The sequence below is a fragment of the Neobacillus sp. PS3-34 genome (genome assembly GCF_030915465.1).
Classification (GTDB): Bacteria; Bacillota; Bacilli; order Bacillales; family Cytobacillaceae; genus Neobacillus_A.
In genome coordinates this window covers 4,015,768-4,040,910 of sequence record NZ_CP133267.1, presented here as the reverse complement: position 1 = coordinate 4,040,910, position 25,143 = coordinate 4,015,768, and the positions used below count along the sequence as shown (strand labels likewise).

Annotated in this window: 24 protein-coding genes and 4 pseudogenes; 2 read left to right on the top strand and 26 right to left on the bottom strand. The window is 34.1% G+C overall.

Annotated elements, in window-relative coordinates:
• From RCG23_RS21155 to RCG23_RS21045, 23 genes and pseudogenes are all read right to left on the bottom strand, one after another.
• Window positions 1-984: a glycosyltransferase family 2 protein gene (locus RCG23_RS21155; protein WP_308177254.1), complete on the bottom strand. Its 984-nt coding sequence runs from the start codon at window positions 982-984 to the stop codon at window positions 1-3.
• A gap of 26 nt (window positions 985-1,010) precedes the next feature.
• On the bottom strand, window positions 1,011-1,430 hold the full coding sequence (locus RCG23_RS21150; RefSeq protein WP_308177253.1) for an FAD synthase family protein: 420 nt from the start codon (window positions 1,428-1,430) through the stop codon (window positions 1,011-1,013).
• Window positions 1,431-1,443: 13 nt separating this feature from the next.
• The gene (locus RCG23_RS21145) at window positions 1,444-2,667 is read right to left on the bottom strand and encodes a CDP-glycerol glycerophosphotransferase family protein (RefSeq protein ID WP_308177252.1); all 1,224 of its coding nucleotides are present in this window, start codon (window positions 2,665-2,667) and stop codon (window positions 1,444-1,446) included.
• Between the two features lie 5 nt (window positions 2,668-2,672).
• Window positions 2,673-3,716, bottom strand: coding sequence for a glycosyltransferase family 2 protein (locus tag RCG23_RS21140; RefSeq protein WP_308177251.1), 1,044 nt, complete (start codon window positions 3,714-3,716; stop codon window positions 2,673-2,675).
• 1 nt (window position 3,717) lies between these two features.
• The gene (locus tag RCG23_RS21135) at window positions 3,718-4,068 is read right to left on the bottom strand and encodes a helix-turn-helix domain-containing protein (protein WP_308177250.1); all 351 of its coding nucleotides are present in this window, start codon (window positions 4,066-4,068) and stop codon (window positions 3,718-3,720) included.
• Window positions 4,069-4,088: 20 nt separating this feature from the next.
• Window positions 4,089-5,271 (bottom strand): annotated as a pseudogene (locus tag RCG23_RS21130) (aminotransferase class I/II-fold pyridoxal phosphate-dependent enzyme).
• A 20-nt stretch (window positions 5,272-5,291) separates the two neighbouring features.
• On the bottom strand, window positions 5,292-6,347 hold the full coding sequence (locus RCG23_RS21125; RefSeq protein ID WP_308177249.1) for a lipid II:glycine glycyltransferase FemX: 1,056 nt from the start codon (window positions 6,345-6,347) through the stop codon (window positions 5,292-5,294).
• Between the two features lie 38 nt (window positions 6,348-6,385).
• Window positions 6,386-6,994 (bottom strand): sugar transferase, encoded by a 609-nt coding sequence (locus RCG23_RS21120; RefSeq protein ID WP_308177248.1) that lies wholly within the window; start codon window positions 6,992-6,994, stop codon window positions 6,386-6,388.
• A 39-nt stretch (window positions 6,995-7,033) separates the two neighbouring features.
• Window positions 7,034-7,183: a hypothetical protein gene (locus RCG23_RS21115; RefSeq protein WP_308177247.1), complete on the bottom strand. Its 150-nt coding sequence runs from the start codon at window positions 7,181-7,183 to the stop codon at window positions 7,034-7,036.
• Between the two features lie 35 nt (window positions 7,184-7,218).
• On the bottom strand, window positions 7,219-8,298 hold the full coding sequence (gene galE, locus RCG23_RS21110) for a UDP-glucose 4-epimerase GalE (protein WP_308177246.1): 1,080 nt from the start codon (window positions 8,296-8,298) through the stop codon (window positions 7,219-7,221).
• A 133-nt stretch (window positions 8,299-8,431) separates the two neighbouring features.
• Entirely contained in the window at window positions 8,432-9,562 is a 1,131-nt protein-coding gene (locus tag RCG23_RS21105) for a hypothetical protein (protein WP_308177245.1), read from the bottom strand.
• 93 nt (window positions 9,563-9,655) lie between these two features.
• Window positions 9,656-10,852: a glycosyltransferase gene (locus tag RCG23_RS21100; protein ID WP_308177244.1), complete on the bottom strand. Its 1,197-nt coding sequence runs from the start codon at window positions 10,850-10,852 to the stop codon at window positions 9,656-9,658.
• Between the two features lie 23 nt (window positions 10,853-10,875).
• Window positions 10,876-11,995 (bottom strand): annotated as a pseudogene (locus tag RCG23_RS21095) (glycosyltransferase).
• A gap of 65 nt (window positions 11,996-12,060) precedes the next feature.
• Entirely contained in the window at window positions 12,061-13,140 is a 1,080-nt protein-coding gene (locus RCG23_RS21090) for an EpsG family protein (protein ID WP_308177243.1), read from the bottom strand.
• Between the two features lie 81 nt (window positions 13,141-13,221).
• A pseudogene (locus RCG23_RS21085) lies at window positions 13,222-14,117 on the bottom strand (glycosyltransferase family 2 protein).
• Window positions 14,118-14,128: 11 nt separating this feature from the next.
• Window positions 14,129-15,229, bottom strand: coding sequence for a glycosyltransferase family 1 protein (locus tag RCG23_RS21080; RefSeq protein WP_308177242.1), 1,101 nt, complete (start codon window positions 15,227-15,229; stop codon window positions 14,129-14,131).
• Window positions 15,214-16,370, bottom strand: a pseudogene (locus RCG23_RS21075) (glycosyltransferase family 4 protein). The gene RCG23_RS21080 and the pseudogene RCG23_RS21075 overlap by 16 nt, the downstream one beginning before the upstream one ends.
• A gap of 37 nt (window positions 16,371-16,407) precedes the next feature.
• Window positions 16,408-17,286, bottom strand: a complete 879-nt coding sequence (gene galU / locus RCG23_RS21070; RefSeq protein ID WP_308177241.1) for a UTP--glucose-1-phosphate uridylyltransferase GalU — start codon at window positions 17,284-17,286, stop codon at window positions 16,408-16,410.
• A 16-nt stretch (window positions 17,287-17,302) separates the two neighbouring features.
• Complete coding sequence (locus RCG23_RS21065; protein ID WP_308177240.1) at window positions 17,303-19,129, bottom strand: polysaccharide biosynthesis protein; 1,827 nt, start codon at window positions 19,127-19,129, stop codon at window positions 17,303-17,305.
• A gap of 305 nt (window positions 19,130-19,434) precedes the next feature.
• Entirely contained in the window at window positions 19,435-20,085 is a 651-nt protein-coding gene (locus RCG23_RS21060) for a CpsD/CapB family tyrosine-protein kinase (protein WP_308177239.1), read from the bottom strand.
• Between the two features lie 51 nt (window positions 20,086-20,136).
• Window positions 20,137-20,808 carry a YveK family protein gene (locus RCG23_RS21055; RefSeq protein ID WP_308177238.1) on the bottom strand — a complete coding sequence of 224 codons (672 nt, stop codon included), beginning with the start codon at window positions 20,806-20,808 and terminating at the stop codon, window positions 20,137-20,139.
• A 267-nt stretch (window positions 20,809-21,075) separates the two neighbouring features.
• The gene (gene tatC, locus RCG23_RS21050) at window positions 21,076-21,825 is read right to left on the bottom strand and encodes a twin-arginine translocase subunit TatC (protein WP_308177237.1); all 750 of its coding nucleotides are present in this window, start codon (window positions 21,823-21,825) and stop codon (window positions 21,076-21,078) included.
• A gap of 75 nt (window positions 21,826-21,900) precedes the next feature.
• Window positions 21,901-22,095 (bottom strand): twin-arginine translocase TatA/TatE family subunit, encoded by a 195-nt coding sequence (locus tag RCG23_RS21045; protein WP_308177236.1) that lies wholly within the window; start codon window positions 22,093-22,095, stop codon window positions 21,901-21,903.
• Window positions 22,096-22,394: 299 nt separating this feature from the next.
• Between RCG23_RS21045 and RCG23_RS21040 the strand changes: the two genes are divergently transcribed.
• Complete coding sequence (locus RCG23_RS21040) at window positions 22,395-22,634, top strand: hypothetical protein (protein ID WP_308177235.1); 240 nt, start codon at window positions 22,395-22,397, stop codon at window positions 22,632-22,634.
• 44 nt (window positions 22,635-22,678) lie between these two features.
• On the opposite strand, the gene RCG23_RS21035 is transcribed toward RCG23_RS21040, so the two are convergent.
• Complete coding sequence (locus tag RCG23_RS21035; protein WP_308177234.1) at window positions 22,679-23,410, bottom strand: lysophospholipid acyltransferase family protein; 732 nt, start codon at window positions 23,408-23,410, stop codon at window positions 22,679-22,681.
• 63 nt (window positions 23,411-23,473) lie between these two features.
• Here RCG23_RS21035 and RCG23_RS21030 point away from each other — a divergent pair, with 63 nt between their 5' ends.
• On the top strand, window positions 23,474-23,776 hold the full coding sequence (locus RCG23_RS21030) for a hypothetical protein (protein ID WP_308177233.1): 303 nt from the start codon (window positions 23,474-23,476) through the stop codon (window positions 23,774-23,776).
• A 56-nt stretch (window positions 23,777-23,832) separates the two neighbouring features.
• Here RCG23_RS21030 and RCG23_RS21025 read toward each other — a convergent pair whose 3' ends face one another.
• Together RCG23_RS21025 and RCG23_RS21020 are read right to left on the bottom strand one after the other, a co-directional pair.
• Window positions 23,833-24,321, bottom strand: coding sequence for a dihydrofolate reductase (locus tag RCG23_RS21025; RefSeq protein WP_308177232.1), 489 nt, complete (start codon window positions 24,319-24,321; stop codon window positions 23,833-23,835).
• Window positions 24,318-25,112, bottom strand: coding sequence for a thymidylate synthase (locus RCG23_RS21020; RefSeq protein WP_308177231.1), 795 nt, complete (start codon window positions 25,110-25,112; stop codon window positions 24,318-24,320). Before RCG23_RS21020 ends, RCG23_RS21025 begins: the two co-directional genes overlap by 4 nt.
• Between the last annotated feature and the right edge of the window lie 31 nt (window positions 25,113-25,143).

The following is a 25,143-nucleotide window of genomic DNA, read 5'->3' as shown; positions in this document are numbered from 1 at the left end:
TTATTTTTTATTTCCAATAAAATTCTTTATATTATTAGAAACAATTAACAATCTGAAATTAAAATAAAATAGAGTGATAATATACTTATAATTTAATGATAATTCTCCATTTTTAATAATATCTTTATAATTCCGCCTCACCATTTTCCTTATTTTTTCCAAGTAAATATTTCTATCTGTCTTGCTGTTCACTTGATGCAATATATAAAAAATATTATCGACACACCAAAAAACAAAACAAGCTAATATTTCATTATAAAGCTGAAGATATTTTTTATTCATAAAAAGTAATATCTCATTCCAGCCTGTAAAGGCATCCAATCTTTTTTCATTGAAAGCAGCTGTTAAAATGCTGTTTTCCCGCTTTACATAGATATATCCAATGAAGTTTTTAAAAATAGTCTTTGTTGAATTAGCAAAAAGTTTGTAGGTGGTGGACAAATCTTCATGTATACGACCGACAGGAAAAACTACATTCTCAAAGCAGGTCCTTTTAAAAAGTTTATTGCATAAGGAAAACCGGAATAATTCTCCCTTAAAAAGCTGACTCATTGCTTCAAGATTATTCATTTCTAAGATTAATTCTTCTTTTGTGTTATTTATCAAGACGCCGTTAATTTCCCTTCCTAATTTACAAATAGAAATATCACTTCTACTTTCTATACATAGCTTATATAATTCTTCATACATGTTTTTTTCAATACGGTCATCACCATCTACAAAACCTATATAATCCCCCTGTGCCATTATAATTCCAGTATTCCTGGCGGAACTAACTCCCTCATAATCTTTGTGTATTACTTTTACTCTGGTATCCACGAGGGCATATTGTTCACATATTTCTCCACTTTTATCTGTTGATCCATCATTAACTAGAAGAACTTCAAAGTTAGGAAAATTTTGTTCAAGAATACTATCAATACATTCCTCTATAAATTGCTCAACATTATAGACAGGTACAATAATACTTATTATTGGTTTCATTTGATTCACTTTCCTTTTGGATTTCCCTAATTAATCATGACATTGTCTCTAAGAACCGTTGATGAAACTCCTTTGGTGTAAGGTAGGAAAACTAATTCAACGCCCACCTCAAAGAACTTCTTTTCTACTTCAGTAAACATTGGGCTTCCTTTCCAGTCGTCACCAACAAACATAACGTCAAAATTCAAATAATTCCAGGCAGCAAATTTATCTCTATTTATTTGTGGAACCACTTTATCCACATATTTGATTCCCTCAAGTATAGTCATTCTGTCACTGTGACCAATCACTGGCAGCTTATTTTTATATTTCATTACCAATTCATCTGTACTGACACCAACAATTAGAAATTCACATTGTTCCTTTGCTCTTCTTAAAATATTAAGATGACCAACATGAAATAAATCAAACACTCCAGTTGTATATCCTATCTTAAATCGTTTCATTTGCGAACCTCCCTTATTTACTAAAACAAACTTCATCAATTCGCTTAATTAAATATTTGCATGCCTCTCCGTTTTCGTATGATCCTACCTTTTTTAAAAATTCCAACAGATTTTTTGTGTACTTCTGGGAATCAAAATGGTCTAATTTCTCTAATAAATGAAGGTTACTTGTTGCACTTATAAATGGAAGTTCAGTTAAATCAAAGTATAATTGTCTATCTATCTTTATATAATCAAGATAATCTGGAACATAAAGAAAACATGGGCGTTTAGTGATTGAAAAATCAAATATGAGAGATGAATAATCTGAAATTAATACATCTGTAATGCTTAATAATTCCTGAATATCATCGTATTTTGTTACATCTTTAATTTGGTGGTTTTCTTGTAACCCGATCGACTTAGAAATCAAATGTGGATGCAATTTAACCAGACAGAGCCATTCACCTCCAAACTTCCTTTTTAATTTTTCAAGAATTTGAGAGTAATCTAATTTATATACATCCAAATTGCCTTCATTTCTAAATGTAGGAGCATATAGAACAACCTTACAGCCATTAGGAATGCTCAATCTATTACATATTTTTTTTCTCACTTTTTCATTTTGTTCGAATAAGAAATCATTTCTTGGGGTTCCCTTTTTTAAAATTTCACCATTATACCAAAATGATTTTTTGAAAATACGGGTACTATATTTGCAGCCAGAAATTATGAGATCAATTTTTTTTGAATCTTCCCTGGCCATCTTCAAGTAATCCTTTGGCAAAGCCTTTTCAGCATCTTTTTCAATTTGTTTTAACCTTAATGAGCTATGCCACGTTTGGATATAAAATTGATCTTTTCTTTTTTTAAATAGTTCAGTCGTTCTAAAATTTGTAATGATGACCTTTGAGGTACAGAGCTCATAAAAATATCTAAGTGACATCGTTTTTACTTTTCTAATGTTTGTTCTCTCGTTTTTAGAATCTGGGTCATTGAATGCCCAAACGATATCATATTTATTTTTTGGACAATTCATAAGTAAATGCTCTGTTATATATTTAGGATTACAGCCGTATTGACTTCCATAGTAACTAAACATGAATATTTTATTGTTTTTTAATGGCAGACAATTAAAGGAAAAAATAAAAATTAAAGAAATATGTTTTTTTATTGCTTTGATTACCGCATTAATCCATAAAAAAAACTTCTCCTTATGCGCTGGAGAAGCCTTTCCCTTTATCATTATTCGTCCCATTTAGTTTATCCCCTATTGCTTTGCAGTATGATTTTCTCCAAGCCAATGGATTTCGGTCCTATCTTTAAATCTCGTAACACTTTAATGAAGACAAGGTACAGTACATTTAAATACGGATGAATTGAAAACCAGAATAGCTGCCTTTTTAACGTATTGTCGTTTTTTACAGAATTTTTAAATTTCTGGTAATTATTCTTAACATATATCTTTAAATCTTTCTTATATAATCCACCTTTATCCTTGTTTCTATTTATTAAAAGCAAGTTATAATGAATAAGCATGTTTTTTAACAAAACCTTATACGATTCATGTGATAGTTCTTCATAATATTCCTCGATAAACAACTGTCGTTCCTTTAAACCTTTTATTATATCCAGATTTTTAATGGAGTATGTAGAAACAATACTGTCGTTCCTCTGATAATAGAAATACAAAGGATGATTCAGTATTACATACGTATTTACACGGTGCATAACTTTATGTGCCCAAAAAACATCTTCAAACAAAACGCCCTTTTGAAATGGAATATCTTTAACCATCTCAGCTTTATAAAGCTTTCCCCATGCGAAATTCTTAACTTTTTCATTTATTACTAACTCTGACATTATTTTTTTATTATCAAGAATAAGTGGTGAACTTTCTTTGTCAGAGAACCTTTTATCAAATAGTAAATATTCATCATATGCATAATAAAAAGCAGATTGAACAATATCTGCTTTGAACTTTACACTTGCTTCAATCATTTTTTCTATCATAGTGGATTCCAACCAATCGTCACTATCAACAAAGACTATAAATTCACCCGTAGCTTTCTGCATACCCAAATTCCTTGCATCGGATAATCCGCCATTTTCTTTATGCACCACTTTAATACGTTCATCGTGATTAGCAAATTCATCTGCAATCGTTCCACAGTTATCAGGGGATCCATCGTTAACTAATATTATCTCCAAGTTACGGTGAGTTTGATTTCTGATCGTATCAACACATCTGCTTAAATATTTTTCAACTTTATAAATTGGAACAATAACACTAACCTTTTGTCCCATATTATTTCTTTACTCCTGTATTATTATTTTTCCATTTAATAAACTCAATTAAGGTTTTATATTCGAGTATTTGTTCTTTTTCAATACCAGAATGCTTTAAATCATCAATAAACTCAAGCCAATCACTCTTAGGTAATTGGTCGAAGGTAGAACTTTTCTCTGTTTTCAACAAAGTTATTAACTCTACTCCTAAAACATCCGCTAACTTTTCAATAATCTGAATGGATGGGTTTTGATTGATATTTCGCTCAATGTTACTTAAATATGACTTCGAAACATTTGCCCGATCGGCTAGTTGGGATAAAGTGTATCCCCTTTTCTTCCGAATTTCATAAATATTATTACCTATCATTTACAACATCCTCATTTATCCTAATATTTTTTTATATCAAACACTTCTCTTTCCTTTGGCCTTAAATAAATAGTATCTTTAATACAATTAATCACACGCATCTGGTCTTCTTCTTTCATATTGGATCCTGATGGCAAACAAAGCCCTGTTTGAAATATTTGTTCTGAGATACTTTCGTTTTCATTATGTGGGTAATATTTACAGTCTTTGAAGATAGGCTGTAAATGAAGCGGTTTCCAAACATGACGGCCTTCAATATTTTCATTAGTTAAGGAATTTAATATTTTACCTACAGAAACACCAGCTTCTGTTTCATTGATCGTTAAAGCAGTAAGCCATCTATTGGAAAAGGTATTCTCCAATTCTGGCATAAAACAAATTCCCGGCAAATGTGCTAATTCTTTGAAGTATCTTTCAAATAATCTTCTTCGTGCTTCTACTCTTGCCTCTAATACTTCTAGCTGTGCTCTGCCAATCCCCGCCAATATATTGCTCATTCGATAATTAAAGCCTATTTTGCTATGTTGATAGTGGGGAGCCGGATCACGTGCTTGAGTGGCCAGGAAGCGGGCTTTACTTAACGATTCAATGTCATTCGAAATTAACATTCCACCGCCTGAAGTAGTAATTATTTTATTACCATTAAATGAAAAAATCCCAAACTTTCCAAATGTCCCACTAGCTCTCCCCTTATACATTGAGCCAAGTGATTCTGCGGCATCTTCAATTAATGGTACATTATATTTGTTGCAAAGCAATAAAATTTCATCCATTTTTGCAGGCTGGCCATATAGATTCACGACAATTACTGCCTTCGGCAGTTTTCCATTAATAAAGGCGTCCTTTAAAGCTCTTTCCAAAGCGATAGGTGAAACATTCCATGTATCTGGTTCGGAATCTATAAACACTGGGTGCGCACCCTGATAAATTATCGGATTGGCACTTGCTATAAATGTAAGACTTGAACAAAAAACTGTATCTCCTTTGCATACATTTAATAAAGAAAGAGCCAGATGAATCGCAGCAGTTCCTGAACTGACCGCTACAGCTTCATTGGCACCTACATAAAAAGCTATTTCTTTTTCAAATGCATCAACATTGGCGTAAAGGTGCAACCCAGTTAGTTTCAAAAGCTTCATCAATATATTTTTGTTCATTCCCGCTTAAATGTGGCGGGGATAAAAATATCCTTTTATTCTCCAAATCACACCACCCCCGATATCTTATGTAAGGATTAGTTTATTTCGCAATTTTCCGCGGTACATAGGGAAAAAATTTTCGTTCATTAGATATTCCTCACTTAATTTTTCAATTATTTGTTGGTATTGATGTGTGTCATGAACTTTCTTCCCAATAAAATATTTGTAATTATTATTATTCGTAAAAGAGGTTTTGAATTTAAAAAGCCCATCGTTTTCCTTGTAACCCCCGCCTAAGTGAAGTATCTTTGAACCCTTCGATCTACAAAACTCAATCATAAAATCAAATAAGATATTATTAGGGCGCAGTTCCAAAAACTTCGTTTTAGAAGCACCAAGGTGGTAGTGAGAGTATTCCTGACCAACAAAAACTAACACACCGGCTATAATTTCATTATTCATTTTTGCAAAAAGCAAGAAAGTCCTACATATATCAGTATCATTTACTTGTTCAAAAAAATAACTATTATTAAAATAGTAATAACTTGAGGCTTTGTTCCTATCCATAGTTTCTTTATAAAGATCAATAAAGGTTTGAATATTTTCATTTGTTTTTTCTGCAATAACACACGTAAGATTATGTTTTCTTGCCTTTTTAATATTCCTTTTATTCACAGATGTGTAATTCATTCTTATTTGGTCTAATGATGGAGTTAAATCTACAGCTGTTGTCTGCCTGATATATTCCAAGTCCATAATATTTTTACACAAAAGATAATTTTCATATAACGGGTGTAATCTGATTGTTTCTGTAATGATTTTATTCAGTTTACAGTATTTGCTGAATACCTCATAAAATTTGATTATCACCTGGCTTTTTCCATAAATTATAGGGCCTCCATACCCGTAAGGAGTTACAATATCAAAAATCGTATCATTTACATGGGGGATTTCTCTTCTTATAAAAGGGTAAAATATTTTTGTTTCACTATCCTCAAAGTAGGCTGCAAATAACTTGCCATTCTCATTTTCTGCAAAAAGACTTCCATATTCAAAAGAGTAGTAACAATCTATATTTTTAAAGTCTTTTAAAATGGAATTCCAAGTGTCCGGTTCTTCGACTATTAGAAACCTTTCCATTTGGCATACCTCATAACGTTATAAAAATAGTAATAGCTTCATAAATCCTTTGTTCTTTTAGTAGTTCCTGTGAAAAGCGGCATAGTAATTTGGTCTCCATGTTGTATTCCTTCTGATTTAATAACTTTTGTGCAAGTAAGAAATAAAATCTTCACATCAAGAAAAAAACTTTGATTGTTAACATACCAAATATCTAAATTAAATTTTTCTTCCCATGAAATCGAGTTTCTTCCATTCACTTGTGCCCACCCAGTAATTCCTGGCCTAACATTATGACGCTGCGATTGTTCAACGGAATATAGAGGAAGATAATCCATTAAAAGCGGTCTTGGTCCAACAAAGCTTAAATCTCCTTTTACAACATTCACCAATTGCATTAATTCATCGATACTAAATTTTCTTAGCCATCTGCCAAAGGACTTTAATCTCATATGATCAGGCAAAAGTTTCCCGTTGCTGTCACGTTCATCAGTCATTGTTCGAAATTTATAAATGTAAAAAGGTTTTTCATGTAAACCCGGCCGTAATTGCTTAAAAATAATTGGAGCGCCTAATTTGACTCTTACTAAAATTGCGACAACAATAATAATGGGAAATAAACCCATTAATAATGTAATGGAAATAAACAAGTCAAAAATCCTCTTCATATACATTTCCATCCTTCATTCCCTGTGGAGTTAGTTCTGTTATTTATCTGTATTTATTACCAATAATACTTTTTGCTTTATTTCTTCTAATAAATCATCTAATGTGCTTTCTTTTTGATTGCCCTTTTTATAGAAAATCGTTAAAATTTCCAATAATTTTTCTTGAGTAAGTCTTTCAGAAATATTCATATTTCTTCCTCTGCATGATTGATACATCATTTTTTCTACAACAAAAAATCCCTCTTACTTTTCAGTAAATAGGGATTTTCCATTTCTGCAAATATAGTTTTTATTTTCTTATAATCTTTTTTGCTATTGAGTTGCCATCGCCATGAATCAGCGCACATTTCTTCAATTCCTCTCATTGTGGACCAATTAAGTTCAGATTTGGCCTTTAGCGGATTTGCATAACAAGCTGAAACATCTCCGGGTCTTCGTTCGCCAATTGTATAGGGAATAGTTTTGCCACAAGTTTTTTCAAAGGATGCAATTATTTGTAAAACACTGTATCCACTACCGGTTCCTAAATTGTATATATGGACTCCTTTAGTAAATAAAATTTTTTCAAGCGCCTTTATATGCCCCATAGCTAAATCCACAACATGGATATAGTCTCTAACTCCTGTACCGTCTTTTGTTGGATAGTCTCCTCCAAAGACCTTTAATTCTTTTAATTCTCCTGCAGCTACTTTAGTTATAAATGGGAGCAAATTGTTGGGTACCCCTATAGGATCTTCACCAATTTTGCCGCTTTCATGAGCTCCAATTGGATTAAAATACCGCAATATAGAAATGCTCCATTCTTTATCTGAATTAAAAAGGTCTTCAAGAATTTCCTCAACGATAAGTTTTGAACGCCCGTATGGATTTGTAGCATTGAGTGGAAAATCTTCTGAAATTGGCAGTGCTTTAGGCAATCCATAAACAGTGGCTGAGGAACTAAATACCAGTTTTTTAACCTCGTATTTTTGCATGACTTCGCAGAGTATAAGGGTACCTGAAATATTATTGATGTAATATTTCAGAGGTTGTTCCACAGATTCACCCACTGCTTTTAAACCTGCAAAGTGAATAACAGCCTGAATATTGTTATCGAGAAATATTTTTTCAAGCCCTTCTCTATCAAGAATACTCAGATTATAAACCTTGAAATCTTTTCCAGTAATTTCACTTATTCTAAATAATGATTCTGGATTACTATTGGAGAAATTATCTACAACAATTACATCATTACCTGTATTTAATAGCTCTACTACCGTATGGCTGCCAATATAACCTGCACCGCCTGTTACTAAAACCGACAATTTTCACCCTCCTCATTCATATTCAAAAGATAATAAGCATGAATAAAAAAGCGTCAGCTATACAACCAACACTCAAGCCCCAAATACTACAATCAATATTTTTTCATAATTATCTTAGTCATTTTGAAACAGTCTAAATAATTCTCCTCAGCCTTAAATAATTTGCTGCTACTTTTGAATAAACAGGTATTTTAAAATTTCTATCTACAATTTCGTCATATATTTCCTTCATATACTCATTTTTATTTTGGTAGGCTATAACTTTAGCTATGTAATTTAATTTTTTTCTGTAATAGTTATTTAGATTAAAAACTGAGGAAAATTCTTTGAGTTTACCAAATAGCTCAAGTGTAAATAGTGTTCTTACACACTTCTCACACTCACCGCAATTCTCCCCGTCTCTTAAACATACATTTAAAAATTTATATGCTGTTTTAAATTCTGAAACTATTCGGGTTTTTTCTACCCTGGTTAGGTAAGGACAAGTAGAAAAAAAGCTAATATTCTCGGTTGATAACATACTCATATTAAAAATATCAAAGTGACCGCAACTATCCGGTTTTAGCTCAAAATACTTTAATGAATAGGATGAAGAATAGTAATACACTTTAAATAACTTTTGAAGAACTAAACAGGCTGATATATTTCTATACGTATGTGTTTCATAAAAACCAAGTTCAAGAATTTCACTAATATTGCTGTCTATTGTTATTAATTCTTTCCCAAGTTCACTTGCACAAGGCTTCACTAATTCCACTCTTTTTTTAAAGAGGTTCCTTGCTTTTTCACCACCCAAAGACCCATTTGATCCAACATTAAAAAATGTAAAATGGGTGATCCTATAGTCTTCAGGACAATCATCACCTATGTGATTAAAAATTGTACTAAACGAATCAATTCCACAAGAAAGACCCGTACCTACGGCACCAGTATTAGGCAGTGATTCAGTAGTAATATTGTCACACGATATTTTAATAGGCTTATATCCACCAATATCAATTAATAATGGTAAAAGGTATGTTTTCAAAGTATAGAATAATCTCTCTGAAACGGGTGCTAAAACATTTATATCACAACCTTTTTTTAGAGCAAGTAAAAACAATCCTACTAAAAACGAATCTGCTCTTTCAACCGCTAGGTAATTTTGGTACTTTTCGTCTACTTCATACCACAAAATTTCATCATTTCCATCAAGGCTAAATACGGCCTGCATTCTAACCCCACTCTTAGTTTTTACGATTTCAGGCTGCTGAATCGTTAACATTTTCATCATTTTTCTCCTCTGGCATTGTTTTCTTTTTTACAATTAAAGAATTTTTTGAACATTAAGTTATTTGAAGTTAAAACAATAACAGATTTAAGAGGAAATTAGTCGATTGAATTTTTCTAACTCTTCATGATTTCTTCCACTTAGATTCATTAAATTAGTTGATAATTTTTCACGAAGCTGTTTTGAATTAATTAATTTGCATATTCCTTCTACTATTCCTTCTACATTTGCCTTAACAATAAATCCCGTATCTTCATGTTGAATTTGATCGTTAAATGCAGGAATATCTGTGACAATAATGGGACATGCGAGAGCAATCGCTTCTTCTACTGCAACGCAATGGGCTTCAGTTTTTGAAGGTTGGACATATATATCACATATTTGCATATATGGATATGGATTTTCCTTTTCTCCTAGAAGAATGAAGTTTTTTTCAATTCCCATATCTTTTGATTTAATTCTCAGCTCTTCCATTAAAGGTCCATTCCCTATAAATATCCAACTTATTTCATACCCCCGATAAATGAGCATTTGACATGCCTTTAAGGCAAGAAATACACCCTTTTCCTCCACGAGTCTGGCGACAGTTACTATTTTAAAATTTTTAATGTGTTGAATATCTTTTATCACTTCTTGATCATTTGATAAAGAATGAACGGTAGTTGGCGAAATCCTATTGTGAATAACATGTATTTTTTTTGAAAATTCCGGGAAGTGAGATTCTAAAGATTTTTTAGATGACTCAGCTACAGTTACAATATAATTACATTTAGAAAAGCTTTTTCTCTCAAGTTTAGGGCAAGCGCACCCTTTGCCTTGACTGTATGCATAATCCATATGGTTATAAACAATTTTTTTATTTGCACTAACCAATTCTGTAACATAATAATTACAAAAGAAATCAATATAACTAATGGCAACATCGTAATGTTTTTTGGGACTTTTGAGTATATGTCTATAAACCTTCCATCTAATTCCGGTACCAATCCCTTTAGAAAACTTTGATAAACTGGCGGCTAAGATTTTCACAGTCAATAATCGAAACTTTCCCTTTCTTATAAGTTCTGGGGCTGCATATAACAAAGAGGTTGAAAATGTTTCAAATAAAGGAGGCTGAATATTAACTTGAGGGGGGATAAATTTAAAAAGAACCCCGCTATGATCAAATAAAAGCAGATCAACATCGTATTCATCATAATTTATATCAGAAAGAAGAGTTAGTAAGCTTTTCTCTATACCTCCTGTATGAAGGTATTGTGTTACGAATAACAATTGTTTTTTCACGACAATTAACTCCTAATTTGTTTTCAGCTGACACTTCGCATACTCTTTTGTTCTTTATCCACCCCATATAAAGCTAACCATTTTGGAACATTTTCCTGAATACTGAACCCACTGTTTATAAAGTGTTTATAAATTTCATTGTTTTCAGGCTTTTCCTTAATATAGCTTGATTAATTTGAATTATCCATTTATCAATTTCCTGTTCGAGACTTAAAAATGATAATAAACCCAAGCCCATATCCGTTGTTTTTGGTACTAAATCTGATACTATACAGGGTGTTGCTGCACATTGAGCTTCTAGGGTTACAATTCCGAACCCTTCGAATAATGAAGGAAATAAAAATACATCGAATGCTTTCATTAATCTTGGAATATCTGTACGTACTCCTAAAAACCTTATATTGTTTAAAATACCAAGAGTCTCTGCTTTTTTTTGGATTTTTTCTTTTAAAGGGCCATCACCGACTAAAAGAGCTACATAGGATTTATCTTGATTTATTAGTCTCTTTAACACATGTAAGATGAACTTATGATTCTTTGAATCAGAAAATTTTCCAACATGACCTATAATTTTAACTTCATTAGGCAATTTAAGTTCTTTTATAACACTGTTTCTGCTATCTTTTTTCATACTAAGAAACGGTTTCATGTCTATACCATTATTTAATATTTCTACTTTTTGATGTTCAACCATCTTTTTCCCAAACAGAAATTCAGCTGCTTCGATACTGCAGCTGCAAAAATTAGTAGCAGAGAGTTTTATTATCGTTTGCATTATCTTTAAAATAATTCTGCCTTTGTAATCCTTATTTTTGGCCAATTATTACTATGTGAATGGCATATTCTCTTTTTAATCCCACATAACATTGCAGCCATGGCAGGAAAACCGCTTTGATAATCTGTATGTGAATGAATTGCTACATAATTTTTTGAAGACATAATCTTTATTAACTCGCTTAGGTATTTAAATGGTCCTACCATTCCAAGACTGGGAACTTTATATATTTTACCTCCTAGAAATATGATTTCCTCCTCATAATCATCTTCTTTTTCTGAATGGGATATAAAATCAAATTGAATTTCCTTTCTATCCAAATTCCGATAAATATTCATTATCAATGTTTCTGCTCCACCACGATCCATTGTACTGACAATATGTAAAACCCTTTTTGGTGTTCTATTGCTCAAATAATTCACCTCCTGAGTTTTTAAAAGAGTGTATCCCAAAAATCGCTTTTATAAACAATATTTAATGTTATTACACTGTCATAATAATGGTAAATAAAGTAACAAATTAAAATAGAAAAATATATAAATCTTTGGCTCTTTTCTTTGAATATTTTTACAATCCAAGAGACTAATATGATTTGGTATAAACTGAAGTAAATCGAAAAACGTGCAAATATCCAATTTTGAGTAGAAATAATCATAAATAGAAAATCAAGAATCGCCATATTAACGATGAAATCACTATAAGGAAGTATCTGTCTTAATTTTTCCCTGCCTAGGAAAGCAATTAAGAGCGGTGCACCTTCAACACCAACTCTAAGTATGTTTGCACCTCCTTCTGAGAAGTCTTTGTAGCCACCATATTGGGTATCCTTTAGAGCTGCAAATAACACCTCTGTAAATTGATTAAATCCCAAAACAATAAAAACCGCTAAAGAAATTAGTGCAAACGTTGCTCCTGTCCATGCCTTCCTTCTCACTATAAAATATATAGGAATAAGTATTAGTGCACTCTGATGAAAAGTTGAAGCTAAAAGGACAACTAAGAGGTATCTTTTCCAGCTTCCATCAAACAGGAATTTCGAAGCAGCAAATACTATTGCCGAGGCTAAACATTGCCTAATCCCATTCATTGAAGTTAAGAAAAATCCACTTGCTATATATACATAAAGACTCAATTCAAACATTCTAGAGTATTTATATAAAACTAGAATTATCAATACATTGGTAATTAAAGCAGTTGTAAAGATCATTATTTGAGGATCGTCTGAATATTTTTTCAATACCATTTGGAGGATGCCAAAACCAATGTCCTTTTGAGAAGTAATATAGTTCCAAGAAAAATCATTTATGATATATGAATGCTTATATGCCCCAGTATCCCCAATATTTGCCCTAAGTCCTGAAACTAAAACAAGTGATAATAATACACCCAAAATTAATATTTTTTTAGGTTTTATTAAAATTATTGAATCAGTTGAAATTGTTGCAGTAGCGAAATACCTCGCAAAAAATGCTAAAATAAAAACGATGGCGAGATTCATCCAAAGAATAGTCATCCCGATATGTTCCTTTCAGTTAATACTTTTCCACTAAGCTTTTCTATTTAAAATGACCATAATATAAAGGGACTACTAAAGTTATAATTTTAACTTCAGTAGTCCTTGTTTTTGTTGAATATATAAATACAATAAAAAACCGAACGGAATAGCTAGAAGAGTGAGGAATTTTAAAGGCGTTTCCCATAGAAACCGCCAATTTCCGCTCATTAAACTGCTGGAAACATAATGAATTGCCTGCCTAAATTTAAATGATAAGCTTGCGAAAGGCAATTTCATTAACTCTTTACGGAAGAAAGCAAAACCTCTGGGATTTTTACGGTACTGATTAAACATATTTAGTGATGAACCATCTGGAAGATACTCCACACAACATAGCACTTCATTCATTAGCAGCATCTCATATTGTTTATCAATCATATAATACTTATACGCAAGCCCTACATACTTCTCATTGTTAAAAATCGGGTATGGGTATTGCCTAGTCAACTCAGAACGATAAACTAACTTCTTATCACCGGTGACTCCATGTTTGTGATATAGATCAAACAAAGTAGAGCTATTAAGAGTATCAGGTAATTTTGAGCCTATTATGTTTTTATTATTATTCGAGTCAATGCGATAATTCCGCTGTATTTATCACTGCCATACTGTTTCCAAAATCCAATGATCTTTTCCACTGCTTGATCGGGCATATAATCGTCAGAATCGATACATACATTTAATTCTGTTTCAATTAGTTTATATGCGGTATTATGGGCGCCATGCATTCCTGTATTTTCTTGCCAATGATATTTTATTTCAATCAAGTTCTCGCTAATCCAATTTTTTACCAACTCAGGTGTATTATCAGTAGAACCGTCATCAATTATTAACCAAATAAAATCCTTACATGTTTGTTGAATAAGGCTGTTATAACAATTTTCTAAGCAATATGCTCTATTGTAGGTGGGAGTAAAAACAGTTAAAAATTTCACTGACAATCACCTCAAATAGTTTGGTAGAAGTCTTCTAAATAATTGGCAGAAATTTTTATATCATAGCCATGATCTAATAAAGCTTGTGAAGATACTTTTCTTGTTACTTTGTCTTTTTTTAATTGCCTCATTTTTTCTATCCATTCAGACTTATCATTAAGGCTGCAATAATTTACGAGGTCCATACCCAAATCAACTTCTTTTGAAATATGATTTGATATCAAACAAGGCAACCCAGAAGCTTGAGCTTCAATAAGGGAAACTGGTAAGCCCTCATGCAAGGATGGAAAAACTAGTGAATCAAATGCTTGAAGTAAATGGTTAATGTCACTTCGAATTCCTAGAAATAGTACTTTGTCTTCAATGCTTGCCTTTTTCACTTTCATTTCCATTTCGGTACGCAGTGAACCATCCCCAACTAATATTAAAATTGAATCTTCTGCTTGTTTATTAAACTGATTAAATAAATCTATTAGGAATGGATGATTCTTTTGATGATTAAAGCGGCCAACATCGCCAATTACAAATTTGTTGTCCAGTTTTAATTCCTCACGCACTTTCTGCCTGATTCTCGATGAGAATTGAAACTTTTCTGTCTCTATCCCATTTTTTAATATCATTGATGACTGGTACTTATCATTAAATAACCATCTAGCCGCATCATTTGAGCAAGCCATTAAGTTTGTTGCGTTAGAATGAATCAATTTTCCAGCATGCCACTTGTATAGTCTTGCAGCAATTCCGCCTTCACTTTGTGTATTATGGCTATGAGATATTCTGAATGGAATACCTGCTTTTTTTGCCGCTTTTAATACGTGCCCACTCATTTTATCCAAGTGGGAATGGACGATCTTATATTCTTTTTTGGAAGAAAAAAAAGCATTTAATTTCTTTATATAGTTAAAGTGGCCAACTTCAGAAATATAAGGAATTCTATAAATCTTTCCACCCATTTCTTTTATCTCCGAGTCAAAAACACCATCTTTACAAGTAAGGAAGTCGAATTGGATTTTAGAGCGGTTAATATTCCTGTACAAATTCATTATTAGGGTTTCTGCTCCTCCCCGGTTCATATTTACCACCACCTGCAGTACCCTTAATGGACAGCCCACTTTAATTCCTCCAGTTCCTCCATATATAACGAATAAATGTCGATTTTCTCATTTAGGACATTTTCAATACTATATTTCTTTTTAATAGCTTGGCGTCCATTTTTTCCAAAATCCTTCTTCAACTCTTCGTTTTTTGCGAGGATCATCATTTTTTCAGACATTAATTCTGTGTTTTCAGAATTTATAAGCCAGCCATTTTTATCATTTTTGACAAGCTCTCTGTGACCTCTATTGTTACTTGCAATTATCGGCAAACCACAGGACATTGCTTCCATTACATTTACCGGCAAACCCTCCCGAGAACTCGATGCTAGTGCGATGTCACTCATTTTCAATAAAGTCCCAATATCGTTTCGGTATCCCAGGAATTCAACCTTCCCTTTTACACCGAGCTTTCTGGCCAGCATTTTGCAATCCTCTAATAACTCTCCTTCTCCAGCTAATAGCAATTTGGCGTTTGGAATTTCATTGTGAATTAGGGCTAATGCTTTAATTAAAAACTGTTGATTTTTGTTTTTATTAAATTCAGCCGCGTAGAACATTAAGAAGTCTTGTTCGTTATAACCGTTTTCTGCCCTTAATACCGATTTATTAAAATGCTTAATGGGATGGTACAAATCTGTATCCACCCCAACCCCGTGCACATGTTTAATTTTCCTAGACTTGAAATTATGTCTTATTGCGAGCTTATAGTCTTCTTCACTAATAGTGATAAGACAATCAGTGAAATGAGAAAGAAATCTCTCAATGGGATAATACAGGGCCAACTAACAAGAGATGATCCTTTATAAAAGTGAAAGCCATGTGCTGTATAAATTACCTTTGTTCCTTGCTTTCTCGCTTTACGGGCAGCCAACCGTGAAATTACTCCTCCCACTGGTGTGTGGCAATGAATAATTGCATAAGCATTTTCATCAAGAATATCTTTAAGTTCCTTATAAGCAGCAATATTCCCTCTGCTAAAAGGAAATCTATGAAAGGGCAAATTATATTTTTTATCTGTAAATGGGATCTCCATATTACCGTTAGAAGCAACGTGAACTTCCCATCCCTGTTCCTTAAACCATTTTAAATAAGGTAAATGGAAGGCTTTAAAATGGATATCAACCGTAGCACAGAATAACACCTTATTTATCATAATTAACCATCCACCTACCTTAGTTTTAAAGTATTTTATTTTACTTAACTAACTCTTTTTCAAGGATTGCAGAAAGATAATTTAATAGATCATTCCTCAAATCTTTTCGCTTTAAAGCAAATTCGATAGTTGTTTGAATAAATCCCATCTTTTCCCCCACATCATACCTAACTCCCTCAAAATCATATGCATAAACTGCTTCAAACATATTTAGAGCTGCAATCGCATCGGTCAGTTGAATTTCGCCTCCTGCCCCTGGCTCCAAAGTACTTAGGATATCAAAAATTCTCGGGTTTAATATATATCGCCCGAGAATAGCAAGATTAGAAGGTGCGTCATCCGTCTTTGGCTTTTCAACTAAGCTATTAACACTGTAAAAACGATTCCCTATACGATTTCCTTCAACTATCCCGTATCTAGAAACCTCACTATCAGCCACTGTCTGTACTCCAAGAATGGAGGCATTATATCTTTCATATTGTTCTATCATTTGTTTTAAGCATGGTTTTTCTGCCTTAACAATATCATCTCCTAAAAGAACAGCAAATGGTTCATTACCAATGAACTTTCGGGCGCACCAAATTGCATGGCCCAAACCCTTTGGCTCTTTTTGGCGGATGTAATGAATATCCACGAGCTTAGAAGATTTTTGAACTTCATCTAATAGTCTTAACTTTCCTTTTTCTAACAGGTTCTGTTCTAATTCAAAGGAGTTATCAAAATGATCCTCAATAGAACGCTTGCCTTTACCTGTTACGATAATAATATCCTCAATACCTGACTCGACAGCTTCCTCAACAATATACTGAATGGTCGGTTTATCAACGATAGGCAGCATTTCCTTTGGCATGGCTTTCGTCGCTGGAAGGAATCTAGTTCCTAAACCAGCAGCTGGAATAATTGCTTTTCTTACTTTCAATTTATCAACACTCCTTCTATACAATTAATGAATAGGTTGGTTTAGTAATTTCCTTTCTGTTAGCCAGATTCAATAGTTTTCCTTTCAGTTCTTCTTTATCGTAAGTGGGATACATTGAAATTATTTCTTCTATCTCATTAAAATAAAGGTCAACGGTTTTTCCAATGTATATCTTTGGATAAACTTGCTGGTCGTGTATTTCATCTTCCTTTAATAATTCCTCAAAAAGCTTTTCACCTGGTCTCATTCCGGTAAATTCTATACCAATATCTTCAATTGAATTACCAGAAAGCTTTATTAGGTTTTTTGCAAGATCAACAATTTTCACTGGGTCTCCCATGTCTAAAACGAAAATTTCTCCACCTTTTGCCAGCGTTCCAGCTTGAAGAACCAGTCTGGATGCTTCAGGGATAGTCATAAAATAGCGAACCATCTCAGGGTGTGTCACGGTAACGGGGCCACCTTTTTCGATTTGCTTTTTAAATAATGGGATTACGCTTCCCCTGCTTCCTAAAACATTTCCGAATCGAACGGCAACAAACGTTGTCTCGCTTTCCTTGTTCAAATGCTGAATCATCATTTCTGCAAGTCTTTTTGTAGCCCCCATTACACTAGTCGGATTGACGGCCTTATCAGTCGATATCATTACGAAGGTTTTTACCCCATTCCAACTGGCTGCCTTGGCAGCATTCATGGTACCAATTAAATTATTTTTGATTGCCTCTTCAGGATTTGCCTCCATCAACGGGACATGTTTATGTGCAGCTGCATGGTAAACCACTTCAGGTTTATATAAATGCAATACATTCATCATTTTTTTTTCATCCTGCAAATCAGCAATAACCGGAATGAATTCAATTTCAGTGTCCCTATAAATTTCTTTTAATTCCATTTCAACTGAATAAATGCTATTTTCACCATGACCTAGTAGTATTAATTGTCTTGGATTGAATATGGAAATTTGCCTGCATATTTCTGATCCTATCGAACCACCAGCGCCAGTAACTAAAACAACTTTATTTGTTATATATTCAGATATTTTCTCAATGTCCAGTTTAACCGTTTCCCTCCCCAATAAATCCTCTACCTGAACATCTCGAAATTGCTGAACCGACACTTTACCGGTTACTAAATCCTCCAGCATGGGGAGTATTTGTGTTTTCGCATTTGTTTTTGCACATTCCTGAAAAATATTATTCAAATCCTTTTTACTAAGTGAGGGGATTGCGATTACGATATTATCAATCTCAAGATGTTCAACCGCTTTCTCTATATCATTAACCCCCCCAACTACAGGAACTCCTAAAATATCAAGATGTTGTTTTTTTACGTTATCGTCAATAAACCCTACAGGACTAAGCTGTGCTTCATTATTTTTCAATAGCTGTCTTGCAACCATCGTACCAGCCGCACCTGCTCCGACGATTAATGTTCTTTTTTTATGGTTATTATCTATCAAATAAGAATCTCGATACATTCTCCAGCAAAAACGCGATCCACCAATCAAGGACATGTTTATCAGCCAAGTCACAACAAGTAGCCGAAAATATGTTTGATGGTTTACAGCCTGCTGTACAATTATGGTAGTTATAATGGAAAATGTGACTGTTTTTAAAATGATAATCAATTCTCCAGTGCTGGCATATTCCCATGCTTTTTTATACAAGTTAAATTTAAAGGAAAAATATTGATGACATAATAAAATGGCAATTGAACTTACGAAGGTCGGAAAGCGAAAAACGTCAAATGTAGCGCTAACTAAAAATTGGCTAAAAAAGATTCCAGTTAATACAATGCAGGAATCGATCAAAATAAATAAGGAAAGCCTTTGCCTGTATGTCATAATTACCTCCTTTTTATAATAAAACATAAGTTCTTTAACGCTAAAATAATCACCACAGTACAAACCCTCTCTAAAAATAAAAAACTTAGTTATAAGGTCTTCGGAAAAACCTCATAACTAAGTTTTTTATAGTAAAATGGGCATTTAACCCTCCCTCACATCACACTATCGACGACTGGCGTCTAAGGTTCTTGACCCACAGCATGATCGAGTGCCTCCTTTGATAATGGCAAGGAGACATCACCATTTTTACGAACACGAAGGTTCTTAAAAAAGAACGTTTTGATAAAAATTTTTTATGAATATTATCCGTTCAAAACAGCCCCTACTATCTTGGCTTTAGCAAATTCCAACACTTTTTTAGCATCTTTTGCTTTTCCAGAATTGGTTTTTCCCTTTTTTATTACCAAAACAACTCCGTCACAGTGATTAGCCAATAGTTTTGTATCAATAATCTCCAGAACTGAATGAGAGTCAATTAACACAACATCGTAACGCTGCGATGCGTTATTTAATAGCTCATCCATCAATTTTGAACCCAGGAGCTCGACTGGATTATTAGTAGCTAAACCACTAGGCAATATATCAAGCCTCCTGATTTCAGTATGATAAATAACTTCTTCAAGAAGCGCACTTCCTGTAAGTACATTCGTTAATCCAATTGAATTAGAAATATTAAAGATCGAGTGCAGGTAGGGGTTTCTAAGATTGGCATCGATTAAAAGGACTTTTTCATTTTGCTGAGCCATAGAGACTGCTAAATTAGCTGCGACTGTAGTTTTTCCCTCCCCATTGCTTGGTGAAGTAATCAAAAATGTTCGGCTATTTTTGTCATTCATCGCAAATTTAATATTTGCATGTATCATGTTATATTGCTCGGAAAGTACTGATTCCGGGTGAGAGTAGGCAACCAAGGTCCTACTTTTACTAGATGCTACATTTTTCCTATTCAGCACCAAGAGTATCACTCCTTATTTCTATTTTCATCGATTTTATTATTTCTTTTTTTAAATTCTTTTTTTTATTTTTGAAGTGCTGGCTAAGACCGGCAATCCTAATGCTGCTTCAAGATCGATTTCAGACCTTATCGTATCATCTAAAGAATCCACTAAAAAAATTAAACCAATCCCCATTACCACTCCAACAATCGAAGAAATCATTATTATTTTGTTTTGATTTTGATTAATTGGCCAAGGATTTACCTTTGCATCAGATAATAATTTTACATCCTTAAATCCAACAATATTAGGTATTTGTTCCTTAAAAACCCTTGAAACAGTATTTGCAATTTCTGCTGCGCGTTTTGGATTAGTATCTGTCACTCCAATGCTTACTACCTGGGAATTATCAATACTTTGAATTGTAATTTGGCCAGCCAGTGATTCTGGAGAAGTTCCTAACCCTAGTTCATTTACTACCTTTTGTAAGACAGTGGAATCCTTTATGATTACTTGAAGGGTATTCCTAAATTCGGGATCCGCCCCAATAATGATTCTTGATGAAGATTCGTATAAAGGAACATTAGTAGAAAAGGTGTAATATGCACCTAAGCATGTAAACAAAACAGTACTTAGTATCAGCAACCAAAAACGTCGTTTTATTACAAAGTATAATTCTTTTAAATTTATATCTTTTGCTTTATCTTTGCCTATTTTAGGATCATCTTGAAAAGGATTCATTATATACCACCTTAATTTGAAATTTTTCAACCTTTAAAACAAATAATAAGTTCTATATAAAGAACGAACTTTGTAAAAAAAGAAGCCTACCAGCTAAACTATATTTCCTAATACCTATAAACATTATATTTCTTTATAAAGAACGCGTCAATACTATATAAAATTTTTTCAATTAGTTAAATCAATACACATCGTTGGTACACTCCTTTTATGTGATTTTCATCAAACAAAAAACCCCCAGATCTTTCTGAAGGTTTTAGACAAATTTTATATTACTTCTGTTTCCGTGCTTTCTTCCCATTCCTTATCCTTTTTCAGCTTTCTTCTATACACAATTTTGGACAGGTTGATGCTGATTTCGTAAAGGAATAGCAGCGGCAGCGTTACGATAAAGTCCGACATGAAATCCGGCGGTGTAATGACGACTGCGATAATGACAAGAACGAAGTAAGCATATTTGCGAATCTTTGATAAAACAAATGGGTTAATGATTCCCAGTGAGGTTAAAAACATCACCACAACAGGCAGCTCAAACAATACGCCAAATGGCAAAGTCATATTTAAAATGAATTGGAAGTATCGATCTGCCGTAAAATTGGTGACAAACATGTCCCCGCCTATATTTATAAGAAAGTTAAAAACCATTGGGAAGATAACAAAATATCCAAAAACCAGCCCGGTGACAAACAGGAAAAAGAGCGCCGGAACGTAAGTGAGCGTTACCCTTCTTTCAACTGGCCTGAGTGCAGGCTTTACGAAAAACCATATTTGTACCGCGAGGACAGGAATGGTACAGGCGATGGCCACCACTGTTGCGAGCGTAAAATAAATCCACATGATGTCACTTGGTCCAAGCACCATCAATTTTACATCCAAATCACGGACAAACCATTTATAAATATCTTCAACATAGATGAATGCAGCAATAAAAAATATCATAAATGCAGCAACGGTAATAATTAACCTTTTCCGCAATTCATCTAAATGATCAGTTAAGTGTAATTCTTTATCTTCCATAATCTTCCCCTGCCAATTTCAAATGTTGCTTTGTTGATAAATGAAGAAAAGGTGCAAGACTTATCATCTTACACCTTATTTAGTCAATTTTTTCTTTTCTTCTTCAATGTCCTGCATTACATCGTCTGTCAATTCACGGGTAGACTTTTTAAATTCCCTCAAAGTCTGGCGAAAAGCGCGTCCGATTTCAGGCAGTTTCTTAGGTCCGAAGATGATTAGGGCCAAAGTAAGAATTAAGATCAAACCTGGTACGCCAATATTTTGAAACATGGAATAGCATCCCCTTTAAGTTGTCATAATAAATCTACTATGATTATAGTATTTAATAACCCTTTTGGGTCAATTAATACCAATTGTTCATAATAATTTCATAAATAAATGTACATTTCGCCCAAAGTCGAAATGTGTCATTATTAAACTCTACTCACAATTTAACAATATATATTGTTGAAGTCAATGTCCAAAACTGGAAAGTTCGATAAATTACACTTCCATTTGTTGATTTGGCCAATATAATCCAGATATCACAGCATATACTAATTAAAACATTTTAAAAAGGATGTGTGTCAATGGAGTTTTCTTTATGCAGTTATGATGGTGCGCTTCCAGTTGAGGTAACAATTGATGATGACAATGGACGGTATACGATTAGGAAAAGTGATACAAGCGGAGAGTATTTCAATAGTCCAAGGGAGCTTATCCAGTGGGTTAAAGTCCATTTTCATCCAGATGAATTTTGCCATCCGGATAAATTTAGGGAAATGCTTTCGAAAATGGCTGAATATGAATTAAATGAACTATTATACTGATTTTCCGCATGGAAAAAAGCATCCATTTTTTGTGGATGCTTTTTCTACGACACCATTCTGCGGTTTTCCCTGAAGGAAATAATGATTTGCTTCGTTTCTTCAGCGAGCAGTTTTACATCCTTGTTAGAATTGATATGGGATGTAATCGGATGGCTAATGTTCACCTTTATATATGCAGGCTTTACCTTCCATCCGTTTTTCTCAAAAACATCAGAGGTCCCCTCTATGGATATTGGCACAATTGGAACATTAGCATCTTTTGCAAGCCTGAAGCCTCCCACTTTAAAAGTTCCTATTGGGCCGCCTTTGCTTCTCGTTCCCTCAGGAAAAATGACGATGGAATGCCCTTTTTTCAGTAACTCAGCACCTTTGCGAAGGGAAGCAATTGCCTGAGGGCGGTTATTTCGGTCAATAAAGACACAATTCATCACTTCCATCCAGGAAGATAGAATTGGTACTTTTTTCACTTCTATTTTTGATACAAAGCCAAACGGCTTTTTTATAGAACTCAGAAGTACTGGTATATCAAAGTCCCCTTCATGGTTGCAGATTAACACTACAGGACCTTCCGGGATTAATTCCTCCCCCTCAACCTTTACTGTAGATCCAGTCAAATTCATCATCGTTTTAGACCATTGCTTTGGAACCTTGTGTATGATCGGATCGCTTTCGGAAACAAGCATTGTACCGGCAAGCTTTTTCATCCTCTTCAAAGCAGGAATACTGTATACCAGATAGCCGCTCATATATAAAAAACAAGCGATAAGTCTTATCATGCTGCCTTCCTCCTTTTTCTCCCGATAAAAGTATATACGGAATTTGATTATCTGACACCAGAAATGCAAGCATTTTGCATAAGAACAAAAGGCGCAAGCGCCCTGGTTAGCTCCGACAGACATAAGACGAATCACGCAGTCATCCTCGGAAAAGCTATCGCTTTTCCTTCGTGCGATGCGGATGCTGCCGAAGCGTTCCCTGTCCTGATTTCTGGAGTGATTTGGCTTATGACCCCGAGCTGCTCCAAGCATCACCTAAAGGTCATGCTTGGAGCAAGATATTCAAAGGTGCTATTCAAAGGTGAAAACTGGCTGGGCGCTGGAGCTAGATTAATACAACTTGTAGAAGTTATTCACATCATTTAATTTTATAATTTCCTAGACGATAAAAAACAGCCCCTAGAAGAGGCTGCCATAACATTTTAAGCTTTACGCTCGTAAATGGTAAATTCATAATCATACGGGTTTTTCTCGTCCTTCAATCCTTTTTCTCGGGAAACAAGGCTCCATTCAGAGAGATCAAACTCGGGAAAAAAAGTATCTCCGCCAAAGCTTTCATCGATAAGGGTTAAATAAAGTTTTCCTGCATATTCAAACGTTTCCTGAAAAATTTCTGCCCCGCCAATAACAAAAATCTCATCATCAGTTTGTTTGCTGTATTCAACAAATTCACTTACAGAATGGAAAACGGTACAGCCCTTTGCTTCAAACTCTGGATTGCGTGTAATGATTATATTTTCTCTCCCTGGAAGCGGCCTTCCGATCGATTCATATGTTTTCCTTCCCATCGCGATTTGATGTCCCATCGTCACCCGTTTGAAAAATTTTAAATCCTCCGGCAAATGCCACGGAAGCTGATTATTTTTTCCGATGGCACGGTCCGCATCCATTGCCCAAATAAATGAGATCATACGCTTACCGCTCCTTTTATATGTGGGTGAGGATCATAGCCTTCAAGAGTAAAGTCTTCAAACTCAAAACTGAAAATGTCTTTCACATCCGGATTCAGCTTTAATTGAGGAAGAGAACGTGTTTCTCTTTCAAGCTGAAGCTTCACCTGCTCAATATGATTTTGGTAGATATGGACGTCTCCGAATGTGTGGATGAATTCTCCTGGCTCCAAACCGCATACCTGCGCAACCATGTAGGTTAGCAGGGCATAGGATGCGATATTAAAGGGAACGCCAAGGAACACATCTGCTGAACGCTGATATAGCTGGCACGACAATTTTCCATCGGCTACGTAAAATTGGAATAGGCAATGGCATGGCGGCAAAGCCATTTTGTCCATATCTGCAGGGTTCCATGCGCTGACAATTAGTCTTCTGGAGTCAGGATTTTTTTTAATTTGTTCAATTAATTCGCTGATTTGGTCAACCGTTTTTCCATCAGCCCCCGTCCAAGATCTCCACTGATGGCCATAAACGGGACCAAGCTCTCCGTTCTCATCTGCCCATTCGTTCCAGATTCTTACTCCGTTATCCTGCAGGTATTGAATGTTCGTATCCCCCTTTAAGAACCAGAGGAGCTCATAAATAATTGATCTTAAATGCAGCTTTTTCGTTGTTAAAAGAGGAAAGCCATCCTGTAAATTGAATCTCATCTGGTAACCGAATGTACTGATGGTCCCCGTTCCTGTGCGGTCTTCCTTTACATTTCCGTTTGCTAAAATATGCTCACAAAGCTCCAAATATTGTTTCAATTCATTCACTCTCCAAAACAGCAATCATTTT